The following is a 12903-nucleotide window of genomic DNA, read 5'->3' as shown; positions in this document are numbered from 1 at the left end:
ACCCTGGTACACCTGCACGGTCACCGAGGGCTGGTTGTCCTCGGCCGTGGTGAAGACCTCCGAGCGCCTGGTCGGGATCGTGGTGTTGCGCTCGATCAGCCTGGTCATGATGCCGCCCTTGGTCTCGATGCCCAGGGACAGCGGGGTGACGTCCAGCAGCAGGACGTCCTTGACCTCGCCCTTGAGGACACCGGCCTGCAGCGCCGCGCCGATGGCGACGACCTCGTCGGGGTTGACGCCCTTGTGCGGCTCCTTGCCGCCGGTCAGTTTCCGCACCAGCTCCGTCACCGCGGGCATCCGCGTCGAGCCGCCGACCAGGATCACGTGGTCGATGTCGGAGACCTCGGTGCCGGCGTCCTTCACCGCCTGGTGGAACGGCCCCTCGCAGCGCTCCAGCAGGTCCTGGGTGAGCTGCTGGAACTGGGCCCGGGTGAGCTTCTCGTCCAGGTGCAGCGGGCCCTCGGCCGAGGCCGTGATGTAGGGCAGGTTGATGGTGGTCTCGGTGGCGGCCGACAGTTCGACCTTGGCCTTCTCCGCGGCCTCGCGCAGCCGTTGGAGGGCCATCCTGTCCCTGGACAGGTCCACGCCGTGACCGTTCCTGAACCGCTCGACCAGGTGGTCGACGATTCGCTGGTCCCAGTCGTCACCGCCCAGGCGGGTGTCGCCGGAGGTGGACCTGACCTCGACGACGCCGTCACCGATCTCCAGCAGGGACACGTCGAAGGTGCCGCCGCCCAGGTCGAAGACCAGGACCGTCTGCTCCTCCTTGTCCAGACCGTAGGCCAGCGCGGCGGCGGTCGGCTCGTTGACGATGCGCAGCACGTTCAGACCGGCAATCTCACCGGCCTCCTTGGTCGCCGTGCGCTGTGCGTCGTTGAAGTACGCCGGGACGGTGATCACCGCGTCGGCGACCTTCTCGCCCAGGTAGGTCTCGGCGTCCCGCTTGAGCTTCTGCAGCACCCGCGCGGAGATCTCCTGGGCCGTGTACCGCCTGCCGTCGATGTCGCCCGTCCCCGGGAAGCGCCAGCCCGCGTCGCCCATGTGCCGCTTGACCGAGCGTGCGGTGCGCGCCACGTTCGTCACGGCCTGCCGCTTGGCGATCTCCCCCACCAGCACCTCGCCGGCCTTGGAGAACGCCACCACCGACGGGGTCGTCCTGGCGCCCTCGGCGTTGGCGACGACGGCGGGCTCGCCGCCTTCCAGGACGGAAACCACCGAGTTCGTCGTACCGAGGTCGATGCCGACCGTGCGTGCCATCTCCGCCCTCCTCGTCCCGTCGGCCAGGAATCGAGCAAGATGTCGCCTGTCGCTGCTTCCTGCATAAAACGTGAGCCGTCCGGAGTCAAACGCGGAACCGGGCCCTCCGCGACACCCTGGCGCGATGCCCCACTGGGCAGCGCGGAGGGCAGCACACCGGGACACTCCGGGCAAGCGCGCCGCAGTCCATGTCAATCGGGGACGGGGCGCTTCCCGGAGGGTTACCGTGCTGCGATGAACGACAACGGCGATCCCGACGACGCGGTGCTGTTGGCACAGCTGGACACCACCCCCGGACGCGCCGACGCCTGGGAGCGTCTGCTGGCGGCGGCCGACGAGTTCGCGTCCCGTCCGCACGTCGAGGACGACGTGCGCTGGGAGATGCCCAGGAGGCAGCCGGACGGCAGCATGTCCTTCGGCTACCCGGTCTACGGCGAACGCGTGGAGCGCGCCCGCCGGGCGCTGTCCGAGGTCGGCGCGGTCACTCCGGCCTACCACTGGACGCGGTACGTCCCGCCGCGGCTGCCGGACGACGGCTCCCCGCCCTCTCCGGCCGACGCGATGCGGCTGGCCACCCACATCGTGCGCGGTGAGCGCTTCGGCGACGGCCACATAGGGAAGGCCCTGGAGCACGGCACCCTGCAGGCGGCCCTCGCCTCCCTGGCCGCCTGGTACCGGGACCGCTCCCGCGGATAGGCCGGAGCGGAGGTCACGGGCCAGGTGGTTCGGGCGCCGTGCCCGTCAGCTGTCGGCGAGGAGAGTTCCTTTTCCGCTGCTTGGCACACTCTTTCTCGCTGCGGCGTGTGACACCGGCGGACCGGGGCCCGGGACGGCGGGAGCCGCCGCCCGCGTCCGCCCACGTCCGCGCGGCGCCGTCGTCGGGGCACGGCCCGTCGGGGGGAAGCAGCGGGTGCGGCGCGTCCCCCGCACGCGCCGCACCCGGTGCCCGCCCCCGTGGCGGTGTACCGGCCAGGGGACCACCACGGGGGCGGCGCCGGCCCCGGCGTGTGCTCCGCTCGCACCCTCCCCCGTTGTGCGGAGCCGCCGGGGCCGGATCTCCGTGCTGCGGCCATACAGCACGTACCCCGTGTCACGACGACCCGTCGGCGTCGGACAACCAGAAGGCTAGGCGGCCGGGCGCGGCTGGAGGGCTGTGCATGTGCGGCGGCGCACTGTGCAGGCGATGCGCGCGGACGGGCGGCCGGACGCCCCGGCCCGTGCCGCGACCGTCACCCCCGCCGTCGCCCCGGCCTCACCGCGGGCGCGGGCCGTCGGCCACCGGGTCGTGGAGGATCTCCGCCGACAGTCCGCCGGTGAGGACCAGCGCCCACAGCACGTCGTGGCAGCCGGCCCCGGGCCGGGTCAGGGGGCGGCCCAGTGCCGCACCGGCCCGTTCCAGGCGCTGCGAGCAGCTGTTGCGGTGCATTCCGAGCCCGGCGGCCGTCCTCCCGACCGCGCCGTCGGCCGCGATCCACGCCGCCAGCAGGTCACGGGTGGCGGTGTCGAGCGGTTCGAGGAAACGCTCCGACTGCTGCCGGGCCGCGCCGGACCCGAGCAGCAGGGGCCGCAGCCGCGGCGGCTCGCCGCCGGGCTCCTCCGGCCTCCCGGGTCCTCCCGGCTCCCACGCCTCCCCCGGCTCCCCCGGACACTCGCCGAGCCGGAACGCGAGTTCGAGCACGGCGCGGTCGGCCAGCCTGCCCCGGTCCAGCCCGGCCTGCCGCATGACCAGTGACAGCCGTTTCCCCGCGGTGGTGCGGTCCACCCCGACCAGCCGGGCGGCGAACGCCGTGCCGTAGCCGAGCGCCAGCCGCGTGGTGTGCACCAGTTGGTCGCGCTGCTCGGCGGGCAGGCGCTCCAGGGGTTCCAGCAGGGCGCGGGCCCACTGCCCGGCGGCGGCGGGCAGGAGTGCGGCCAGCGGGGTTCCGCCGGTGTGGACGGTGATCCGCTCCGGTGTCTGCCGGGCGGTGGCCAGGGCCCGGAACGCGGACTCGTAGGCCCGGGCCGCGCGGCTCCACGGTTCGGGGCCGCTGACCCCGGCCACCCGGCCGGGCGCGCGGACGACGGCGGCCAGCGGGGCGGCGGACCCCAGTTCCGGGCCGGTGCCGGTGCCGGGGTCCGGGCCGGTGCCGGACGGTTCGGGGAGGACGACGATGACGTGCCGGTCGTCGGCCGGGCAGAGCACCACCAGCGCCCGTTTCCCCACCGCCTCCTCGCACTCCCGGGCGACCCGGACGCGCTCCTCGGCGGCCGCGCACTCCACCACGGCCAGCCGGCCGCCGTCCGCGGTGAGCACGCCCGGAGCCAGCGGTTCGGCCGCCCGTACCGCCGCGGCCACCCCTCCGACCATGAGGTACTGCAGGATCGACACGCGCAGCGCCATCTCGGTCCGGCGCAGCCGGCGGCCCGCCGCGCGTCTCTCCAGCGGGTGCCGCAGCAGGCCCAGTTGCCCGGCGGACAGCGCGACCAGGTCGCGCAGCCGGGGCGGCCAGGGTTCGGAGCGGACCGCGGCGAGCACCGGGTGCGGGGCCTCGGCGCCCGTGGCGTACAGCAGGACGTGCCGTTCCCCGGCGGTCAGGGCGGCGGCGTGCGCCCGCCCGTCCCGGACCCGGTCGAGCAGCCGGCCGTGACCGTCCAGCTCCTCCCACTCCTCCTCCCGCTCCCCGGTCCCGGGGCCGATCAGCCGTACCCGGGCGCCGCACTCGTCCGCCAGCTGCCGCAGCAGCCGTCCCGGGTCCTCCCCCTGCCGCTCCAGCCGGGCCGAGAGCCTCAGCAGGCGGTCGCGCTGCTCGACGCCCTCGCGCAGCACCCCGGCCAGCCGCCGCAGTACGAGCGCCTGGAGTTCCGCCGGGCCGCACGGGGAGACGGGCACCAGTACGGGCAGTCCCGCGGCGCGCGCCGCCGCGGCCACCCGCTCCTCCTCCGGTACGGCGCCGCCGTCCCCGGTGGCGAGCGCGACGGCGACCACTCCCCGGCCGGCCAGCGCCCGCAGGGCGGCGGGGAGTTCACCGGGCGGTCCCGCGGCCCCGGCCGGGACGACGGCCAGCGCCTCGTGCGTCCGCGCGGCGGTTCCGGTGCCGTCGCCGGTGCCGGCGGCGGTGCCGGCGGCGGTGCCGGCGATGAGTCGCCAGCGGTCGTCGCACGGCTCCACCCGGCCGATCACCCGCGCGGCGTCCTGCGGTACGCCGGCCGCCCCGCCCAGGTGGCGCAGGACCGGTCCGGCTCCGCCGGTCAGGTCGTACAAGGTCAACATCGCGCCGCTCTCCCCAGCTGGCCGTCCCCGCGCTCCGATACTCACCGACCGCCGGAGCGCGGCCAAATCGGAGCGCCCGCATCCGCTGAGCGGCCGTCAGATCGTAAAAAACGGTGCACGGCCCGTGACCAACCGGTAGGAGTGATCCTACTCTTTGCGTTCACACCGACACGGAGTCAGGGGGCAGGGGAAGTGCATCGGGCAAGCGTACGGAGACCGGGCCGGAGACTGGGGATCGCGGCGATCGTCCTGCTGGTGGTGGGACTGGCCGCCGGAGGAGCGAGCCTGCACCTCCGCGGCGGCTACCTCGACATCACCGTGTCCGGGTCCGCGATGGAGCCGACACACCGGGCGGGGGAGCGGATCGGCGCGGAGCGGATCGACGGCTCCGAGGTCCGCCCCGGCGATGTGGTCCTCTTCCAGGACCTGGCCTGGTACCCGGACGGCAGCCTGGGCCTGGAACGGGTCATCGCCACCGGCGGCGACCGGGTCACCTGCTGTGAGGGGGACCGGATCAGCGTCGACGGCAGGCCGCTCGAGGAGCCCTACGTCCAAGGCGGCGACCCGGTCGGCGTCCCCGGGCTGGAGTTCGACGTGACGGTCCCCGCCGGGCAGCTCTTCCTGGCCGGCGACGACCGTGCCAACTCCTTCGACTCCCGGCTGCGCGCCACCGGCGACCGGCCGGGCACGGTCCCGGCCACCACCGTGCGCGGCCGGGTTCTGGAGAGCCCGGCGGTTCCGCTGCTGCTGACCTCCGGGGCACTGGGCGGGGGCGTGCTCACGGTGATCGGGCTGGCCCTGGGCACGGCCGCGCTGATCGCCCGGCGCCGCGCACAGGACCCGCCCGCCGCGCCGTCCGCCCACCTCCCGGTCGCCGTGTAGGGCGGGGGCGGTCCGCGCCGAGCCTGGGGTCGCCGTCCCCTGGTTCGGCGCGGCCGCACCGGGGACGATGGCGGGCATGGACCTTCCCGAACTCGCCGCGTTCCTGAAGTCCCGGCGCGCCCGGGTCCGGCCCGCCGACGTCGGCCTGCCCGCCGGACCCCGGCGCCGGGTGCCCGGCCTGCGGCGCGAGGAGGCCGCCCAGCTCGCCGGGCTGTCGGCGGACTACTACACCGAGCTGGAGCGCGGCCGCGGCGCCCAGCCCTCGGTCCAGGTGCTGGCCTCCCTCGCCCGGGCGCTGCGCCTGCGCGGCGACGAACGCGACCATCTGTTCCACCTCGCCGGCCGGCCCGTCCCCCCGGCCTCCCACGGTCCGGCGGCCCATGTCCAGCCGGCCCTGCTCGGCCTGCTGGACCGGCTCACCACCACCCCCGCCCAGGTCATCACCGACCTGCACGAGACCCTCGCCCAGAACGCCCTGGCCGTGGCCCTCATCGGCCGGCAGCCGCTGACGCCCGGCCCGGCGGCGAGCTACGCCTACCGCTGGTTCACCGACCCCGCCGCCCGCGCGCTCTACCCGGTGGACGACCACCCGCACCAGTCCCGGGCCTTCGTCTCCGATCTGCGGGCGGTCGCCGCCCGGCGCGGCCATGACGCCCGGGTGAGGTCGATGGTGGCCGAACTGCGGCGGTGCAGCGAGGAGTTCGCCGCCCTGTGGGACACCCACGAGGTCGCCCTGCGCCGCAGGGACCACAAGCGTCTCGTCCACCCCGCGCTGGGAGTGATCGAACTGGACTGCCACAGCCTGTTCAGCGAGGACGGCCGCCAGCGGCTGCTGTGGTTCACCGCCCCGCCCGGCAGCCGGGACGCCGGCCGGCTCGAACTGCTCTCCGTCATCGGCGCCCAGGACATGACCGCCGAGGAGGGCGGCCTCCGCGAGGCGCCCCGCCGCACCGGCCCCGCCGCCCGGGACGGCGCCCCGTAACCCGCCGCAAGCCCGCCGCGGCCGTGCCCCGCGGTGCTTCCGGAATCGAAGACGGCATCCTTCTTTACCGGTTCACCTGTCACTGACATAGTTCCGGCATCCGCTGATGACTTCGAGGCGTCAGCCACCGGAAGGAGCCGGACGATGAGGACGAAACCGCTGGGAGGGACGCTGTTAGCCGCCGCGCTGCTGGCCGTCGCGGGCTGCGGCGGCGGGGGCGCGCCCTCGGCCGGGGACGCGACCGCCCCCGGCGATCCGGCCGAGGTCTCGGGGGACATCACCGTCCTGACGCACCGGACCGACCTCGTCCAGGACGGCACGATGAAGAAGTACGCCGCCGAGTTCAACAGGACCTATCCCAAGGTGAAGGTGAAGTTCGAGGGCATCACCGACTACGAGGGTGAAGTCAAGATCCGCATGAACACGGAGAACTACGGGGACGTGCTGATGATCCCCGGGGTGATCGCCCAGAACGACTACCCCAAGTTCTTCGCGCCGCTGGGCGAGACCGCCGAACTGGAGAAGAAGTACCGCTTCACCGGCAAGACCGACGTGGACGGGAAGACGTACGGCATCGCCAGTTTCGGCACCGTCAACGGCTTCGTCCACAACAAGGCCGTCTGGGAGGAGGCCGGGATCACCGACTGGCCCGCCGCCCCCGGGGAGTTCCTCGCCGCGCTGGAAGCGATCGGGGAGAAGACCGGCGCGGTGCCCTACTACACCAACTTCAAGGACGGCTGGCCGCTGTCCAGCCCCTGGTCCAACAGCGTCGGCTCGGTCAGCTGCGACACGGAGGCCAACGACGCACTCGCCGGCACCGAGGAGCCCTGGACCGAGGGCAGCGACCTGTACGTCATCGACAAGCTGCTCCACGACATCGTCGCGGACGGGCTGACCGAGAAGGACCCGACCACCACCAACTGGGAGAACTCCAAGGGCATGCTCGCCCGGGGCGAGATCGGCACCATGCTGCTGGGCTCCTGGGCGATCACGCAGATGCGGGACGCCGCCGAGCAGGCGGGGACGGACCCGGACGACATCGGGTTCATGCCCTTCCCCGTCGAGCGGGACGGGAGGTTCTGCGCCACGCTGCTCTCCGACTACCAGCAGGCGGTGAACATCCACTCCGACCACAAGTCCGCGGCCCGCGCCTGGATCGACTGGTTCACCGAGGAGTCGGGCTACGCGGAGACGGAGGGCGCGGTCTCGGCCCTGAAGGAGGACCCGATGCCCGAGACCCTCCGCCCCTACGTCGACAACGATGTCGAGTTCATCGAGCGGTCCGAGGCGAGGACCGGCGAGGTCAACACCGTCGACAACGCCTCCGAGATCGGCCTGGCCAAGCCGGACTACCGCAAGAAGCTGGTGGACATCGCCCGCGGCGCACAGGACGGCGATCTGGAGGGCTACTTCGCCGAGCTCAACAAGCGCTGGTCCGAGGCCGTGCGGACGGCCGGCTGACACCCGGCCGCGTGGACCGGGGGCACGGGTGGCGTACGCCTTCGGCCGCCCGTACCCGGTCCCCGCGCTCTCCCGCCTCCCCGCCTCTCCCCTCCTCCTCCCGCTCCCGTGTCCGCGGACGACGACAGGCCGAGACGAAGGGCCGACATGAGCGATACGACAGACACCACCGGCACGGCCGCCGCAGACGGCACGGCCGGCACGACGGACGCCGCCCCGGCGCTCGGTGTCCGCAAGGCGGCCGCCGCGCCGTCCGGCGCCCGCCGGGACCGCTCCCCCACCGCCTCCCCCGCCCCGCCGAGATCCTGGCGCGACCACCCGCTGCACCGCGTCACACCGTGGCTGTTCCTGGCGGTGCCGCTGGCGCTGCTGATCACGTTCACCTACGTCCCCGTGGGCAACATGGTCTTCTACAGCTTCACGGACTGGGACGGGGTGAGCCCGGACCGGAACTTCGTCGGCACCGGCAACTACACCGAGCTGTTCACCCGGCCCGAGCTGTTCCGGGTGTTCTTCGTGAGCTTCTACTACCTGGCCGCCTCGGTGGTGCAGATCGTCCTCGCGCTGTACTTCGCGACGGTGCTGAGCTTCAACGTCCGCTTCCGCAACCTGTTCAAGGGGATCCTGTTCTTCCCGTACCTGGTCAACGGCGTGGCCATCGGCTTCGTCTTCCTCTACTTCTTCCAGGACGGCGGGACGCTGGACTCCCTGCTGTCCTGGTTCGGCGCCGGCACCGACCGCGCCTGGCTGGGCACCCCCGAGTCGGCGAACACCTCACTGGCGGGGGTGTCGGTGTGGCGCTTCATGGGGCTGAACTTCGTGCTGTTCCTCGGCGCGATCCAGTCGATCCCCGGTGAGCTGTACGAGGCGGCGCAGCTCGACGGGGCGAGCCGCTGGCAGCAGTTCCGGTACGTCATCGCGCCGGGCATCAGACCGGTGCTGAGCCTGAGCGTGATCCTGGCGGTCTCCGGCTCGCTGTCGGTGTTCGAGATCCCGTACATCATGACCGGCGGGGCGACGGGGACCGAGACCTTCGTCATCCAGACGGTGAAGCTGGCCTTCCAGTTCAACAAGACGGGGCTGGCCTCGGCCGCGGCCGTCGTCCTGCTGCTGATCATCCTGCTGGTCACCTGGATCCAGCGCCGCATCGTGCCCGACGAGAGGGTGGACCTCGTATGACCCCGGTGACCGCTCCGCCGCCCGCTCCCGCCACCGCCCCCGCCCCTGCCGCCGCCACCCCGCCGCCCCGCGCGCGGCGCCGGTGGCTCGGCCCTACGCTGACCTATCTGTCGCTGGTACTCGCCTGCCTGGTGGTGCTGCTGCCGCTGGTGGTGGTCTTCCTGACCTCGCTGAAGACCTCGAAGGAGGTGACGGGCGGCGGCGACGCGCTGTCCCTGCCCGGCGACTGGCTGAACCTCGGCAACTACGCCACGGCGTTCACCGACGGGCACCTGCTCACCGCGTTCGGGAACACCGCCTTCATCCTGGCCTTCTCGATCACGGGCACGGTGGTGATCGGGTCGATGACGGCGTACGCGATCGACCGCTTCGACTTCCGGTTCCGGAAGCTGGTGGTGGCGCTGTTCCTCGTCGCCACGCTGGTGCCGGGGGTGACCACGCAGGTGGCGACGTTCCAGGTGGTCAACAGCTTCGGGCTGTTCGACACCCGGTGGGCGCCGATCCTGCTCTACATGGGCACCGACATCGTGTCGATCTACGTCTTCCTGCAGTTCGTCCGGGGCATCCCGACCACGCTGGACGAGGCGGCGCGGCTGGACGGCGCGAACACCGTCACGATCTTCTGGCGGATCATCTTCCCGCTGCTGAAGCCGGCGATCGCCACGGTGGTCATCATCAAGGGCATCACCGTCTACAACGACTTCTACATCCCCTTCCTCTACATGCCCTCGCAGGAGCTGGGGACGATGTCCACCGCGCTGTTCCGCTTCAAGGGCCCGTTCGGCGCGCACTGGGAGCACATCTCGGCGGGCGCGATCCTGGTGATCCTGCCGACGCTGCTGCTGTTCCTGTTCCTCCAGCGCTACATCTACAACGGCTTCGCGCGGGGCGCGGTGAAGTGACTCGCGCCCCTGTCCGTCAGTGGTCGAACTGGCCGCGGACGGCGCCGTCGGGGAACTCCTCGTTGTGCAGGTTGAGGTAGAAGTCGGGTGCGTTGGCGGCGATGTGCCCCAGACCGGCGGGGCCCAGTCTGCCCACGGTGCCGCCCAGCGCGAAGACGTTCTCCGGCACCGGCTGGGTGAACAGCGGGAACCGCACCCGGCCGTTGACGCCGGGCCCGCCCTGGTGGACGTGCGCGGCGGTGGGGCTGCCGATGTTCAGCCACGCCACGGAGTAGTCCGCCCGGCCGCCCCGGGGCTGGACGAAGCCGACGCCGTAGCCGTCCAGGTCACCGGCGAACGGCCCGCCGTCCTCGCCGATCTCCTGGAAGCCGCCGGCCAGGGCGCGCAGCTTGCCCGCCGTGAAGACGCCGAGCGGGTTGACCTTCTTCTTCAGGTGCCGGAGCTGGCCGCGCACCGCCCCGCCCGGGAACTCCTCGGTGTGCAGGTTGACGTAGAAGCCGCCGGGGTGGGCGGCGAGTGCCTTCAGCGCCTTGGTGCCCACGGTGACCCGGCCCGCGGCGGAGCGCGCCGTCTTCGGCATGGCCGTGGTGAACAGCGGGATCTTCACGTCACCGTTCCGCCCGGCGCCGCCGACGTGGATGTGGCCCGCGCTCGGCGGCCGGATGCCCTGCCACTTGAGGGCGTAGATCAGCCGCTTGCCCTTGACGGTGATCAGCGCGATCGCCCTGCCCTGGTCGTCGCCGGCGGCGGGCCCGCCGGGATCGCGGACCTCCTGGTCGCCGGTGAGCTTGGCGGCCAGTGAGAACGACGCGCTCTTCGTGGTGCGGAGGGCGCCGGGCGCGGAGGCGGCCGGGGCGGCGGACGCGCCCGGAACGCCTCCCAGCAGTGCGAGGGCGAGCGCCGCGGCCGACAGGGTCAGAAAACGCCTTCTCATGTGTGCGTCCTTCCGGGAGGCCAGGGGTCGGCCGGGCCGCCCCGCACGGGGCGGCCGGTCGTCTCCCTCCACGGACCGGCGCGGCGGACCGCTCAGGCGGGACCGGACTTTGGCGTTTTCGCACCAGCCCTGAGTCACCGGGCGGGAGTCGTGCGTATCCCCGTCGCGACACGGCCGCCGCGACCGGCGGCCGCGCCACGACGGGCACACGGACATCACGGACATGAGGACGGTCGTCATGCGCGCACGCATCACTCTGCTCGTAGCGCCCCTGGTGCTGGTTCTGGCCGCCTGCGGCGGCGGGGACCCCAGCGGCTACGGCTCCGCCGCGAGCGCGCCCCCGCCGGTGTCGGCGGACTCCTCCGGTGTCGGGGCATGGTCCCGGGCCCCGTCCGCGAGCGCCCCGGCGAACGGGGCGGGGGACGGCTCGGCGGACGGCCGGGAGGACGCCGGGAACACCTCGGCCGGTACGTCCGGGGGTGCGTCGGACCGCGACTCCGGCATCGCGCGGAGCAGACGTACCGCGCCGCGCATCGCCGTCCAGGTGGTGGAGTCGGACCTCGGGCGCATCCTGGCGGACTCCTCCGGCCGCACCCTGTACGCCTTCACCAAGGACAAGGACGGTGCGAGCAACTGCGACGCCGACTGCGTCGCGGAGTGGCCGGCGCTGATCAGCCCCGGCGAGGTGACGGCCGGGAAGGGCGTGGACAAGAGCCTGCTCCGCCAGGACCGGCAGGGCGGCGGTATCAGCCAGGCGGTGTACGGCGAGTGGCCGCTGTACTACTACGTCGGGGACGCCGGACCGGGCGAGACCAACGGCCAGGGCCTGGACGACGAGTGGTTCGCCGTGGCCCCCGACGGCAAGCTGGTCCGCACGGACGGCTGAGCCGGGCGGAGAGGCGCCGCAGCGGGGGCCTTCACGGCGAGGACGCCGCAGCCCGTGGGGTGCGGGGACCGGTCCCCGCACCCCACGGGCCGCGGGCGGTGTGGTCGAGGAAATCCGCCCAGGCGGCCGGGGACACGGACAGCGGCTGCCGCCGGATGTCCTTGGAGTCCCGGACGAGGACGGCCTGGAGACGTACGGCCACCTCGACGCAGTTGTCGCCTTCGCTTCCGCTGTAACTGCTCTTGAACCAGCCCTGTTCGTCAGTGGCGCTCATACGCTCCTCGCATCTGTTCCAGCAGGCTCACAGTGGCCCTGCCATCATGGGCCTGCGAGCGCAGGCTGCAATAGCGCTGGAGCAGAACACTCACGTCCTTAGGGGCAGTGAGCAGGTTGCTCGACCTCTGTCCTTCGGTGTAGCCGACCCACCGGTGGTCCGGGGTCTCCGCCAGGTACAGGTGCCCGTCGACTCCGCAGTGGTCCTCCTGGCAGAGAGGCATGATCTGGATCTCGACGTTGCGCCGCCTGCCCATGGCCAGCAAGTGATCGACGACGGCCAGCGTCACCTGATCGCCACCCACATTCCGTTCCAGTACGGCCTGCTCGATGACGAAGCTGAACGCGGTGTTCGGCTTCTGCTCGATGATCCGCTGCCGGTCAAGTCGAGCGGCAGTCTCTCGCTCAAGCTGTTCTTCGGTGACGGGTGGCAGGCGGCGCTCGAAGATTGCCCGGATGTACGCCTCGGGCTGCAGCAGGCCGGGAATCGCCCGGCACTCGTACGCGTACAGCGACAGCGCCTCCTCCTCGACACCCGCCCACTGGTGGAACCAGGAGGCCAGGCCCGTGCGGCGGGTCAGGCTGCGGTAGGCCGCCGTCAGGACGCGGGAGGCGACGTAGCCCAGAGGCTCCTCCGCGCGGGCGGGCAGGTCCTTCGGCGGGTACCGCTTGCCCTGCTCGATCTTGGCGATGTAGTGCGCCGAGTACCGCACCCGCGGGGCGAGCTCCTCCTGCGTCAGATTCGCCTCCTCCCGCAGCACCTTCAGCACCGCGCCGAACGTCCTGAGGCTGTCCGACACCTCCGCCTCACCGCTCGGACGGCCCTTCGCTCCGCCACCGCCGTTCCTGGCGCCGTCGTCGTTGTCCGCCGTCATGGCAGCCGCCTCCCCGTACCTC

The 12903-nt window shown here is 72.7% G+C and carries 12 protein-coding genes; 7 read left to right on the top strand and 5 right to left on the bottom strand.

Annotated features, from left to right (window positions below; all coding sequences use genetic code 11):
* A partial coding sequence (dnaK, locus tag V1L54_RS16665) for a molecular chaperone DnaK (RefSeq protein ID WP_330118791.1) occupies positions 1–1257 on the bottom strand: 1257 nt, incomplete at its 3' end.
* A gap of 234 nt (positions 1258–1491) precedes the next feature.
* Here dnaK and V1L54_RS16660 point away from each other — a divergent pair.
* Positions 1492–1953 (top strand): DUF6508 domain-containing protein, encoded by a 462-nt coding sequence (locus V1L54_RS16660; RefSeq protein ID WP_330118790.1) that lies wholly within the window; start codon positions 1492–1494, stop codon positions 1951–1953.
* A 556-nt stretch (positions 1954–2509) separates the two neighbouring features.
* Here V1L54_RS16660 and V1L54_RS16655 read toward each other — a convergent pair.
* Positions 2510–4507, bottom strand: a complete 1998-nt coding sequence (locus tag V1L54_RS16655; protein ID WP_330118789.1) for a helix-turn-helix domain-containing protein — start codon at positions 4505–4507, stop codon at positions 2510–2512.
* A gap of 192 nt (positions 4508–4699) precedes the next feature.
* Here V1L54_RS16655 and lepB point away from each other — a divergent pair, with 192 nt between their 5' ends.
* The 5 genes from lepB to V1L54_RS16630 all read left to right on the top strand — a co-directional run bounded on the left by lepB (position 4700) and on the right by V1L54_RS16630 (position 9913).
* The gene (gene lepB, locus V1L54_RS16650; protein WP_330118788.1) at positions 4700–5389 is read left to right on the top strand and encodes a signal peptidase I; all 690 of its coding nucleotides are present in this window, start codon (positions 4700–4702) and stop codon (positions 5387–5389) included.
* A 76-nt stretch (positions 5390–5465) separates the two neighbouring features.
* A complete protein-coding gene (locus tag V1L54_RS16645; protein ID WP_330118787.1) occupies positions 5466–6371 on the top strand; it encodes a helix-turn-helix transcriptional regulator in 906 nt (301 codons plus the stop codon).
* Between the two features lie 144 nt (positions 6372–6515).
* Positions 6516–7832 (top strand): ABC transporter substrate-binding protein, encoded by a 1317-nt coding sequence (locus tag V1L54_RS16640; RefSeq protein ID WP_330118786.1) that lies wholly within the window; start codon positions 6516–6518, stop codon positions 7830–7832.
* A gap of 147 nt (positions 7833–7979) precedes the next feature.
* Complete coding sequence (locus tag V1L54_RS16635; RefSeq protein WP_330118785.1) at positions 7980–9011, top strand: carbohydrate ABC transporter permease; 1032 nt, start codon at positions 7980–7982, stop codon at positions 9009–9011.
* Positions 9008–9913 carry a carbohydrate ABC transporter permease gene (locus V1L54_RS16630; RefSeq protein WP_330118784.1) on the top strand — a complete coding sequence of 302 codons (906 nt, stop codon included), beginning with the start codon at positions 9008–9010 and terminating at the stop codon, positions 9911–9913. The genes V1L54_RS16635 and V1L54_RS16630 overlap by 4 nt, the downstream gene beginning before the upstream one ends.
* 16 nt (positions 9914–9929) lie before the next feature.
* Here the strand turns inward: V1L54_RS16630 and V1L54_RS16625 are convergent, their stop codons facing one another.
* Positions 9930–10847 (bottom strand): CHRD domain-containing protein, encoded by a 918-nt coding sequence (locus V1L54_RS16625; RefSeq protein WP_330118783.1) that lies wholly within the window; start codon positions 10845–10847, stop codon positions 9930–9932.
* Between the two features lie 238 nt (positions 10848–11085).
* Here V1L54_RS16625 and V1L54_RS16620 point away from each other — a divergent pair, with 238 nt between their 5' ends.
* The gene (locus V1L54_RS16620) at positions 11086–11733 is read left to right on the top strand and encodes a COG4315 family predicted lipoprotein (protein WP_330118782.1); all 648 of its coding nucleotides are present in this window, start codon (positions 11086–11088) and stop codon (positions 11731–11733) included.
* Between the two features lie 31 nt (positions 11734–11764).
* On the opposite strand, the gene V1L54_RS16615 is transcribed toward V1L54_RS16620, so the two are convergent.
* Positions 11765–12007: a DUF397 domain-containing protein gene (locus V1L54_RS16615; protein WP_330118781.1), complete on the bottom strand. Its 243-nt coding sequence runs from the start codon at positions 12005–12007 to the stop codon at positions 11765–11767.
* Complete coding sequence (locus tag V1L54_RS16610; protein WP_330118780.1) at positions 11994–12881, bottom strand: Scr1 family TA system antitoxin-like transcriptional regulator; 888 nt, start codon at positions 12879–12881, stop codon at positions 11994–11996. The genes V1L54_RS16615 and V1L54_RS16610 overlap by 14 nt, the downstream gene beginning before the upstream one ends.
* Positions 12882–12903 lie beyond the last annotated feature (22 nt).

The organism is Streptomyces rubellus (assembly GCF_036323805.1).
In the GTDB taxonomy this organism is placed as follows: domain Bacteria; phylum Actinomycetota; class Actinomycetes; order Streptomycetales; family Streptomycetaceae; genus Streptomyces.
The sequence above is the reverse complement of the archived record's forward strand: the minus strand, read 5'-3'. Positions and strand labels throughout refer to the sequence as shown.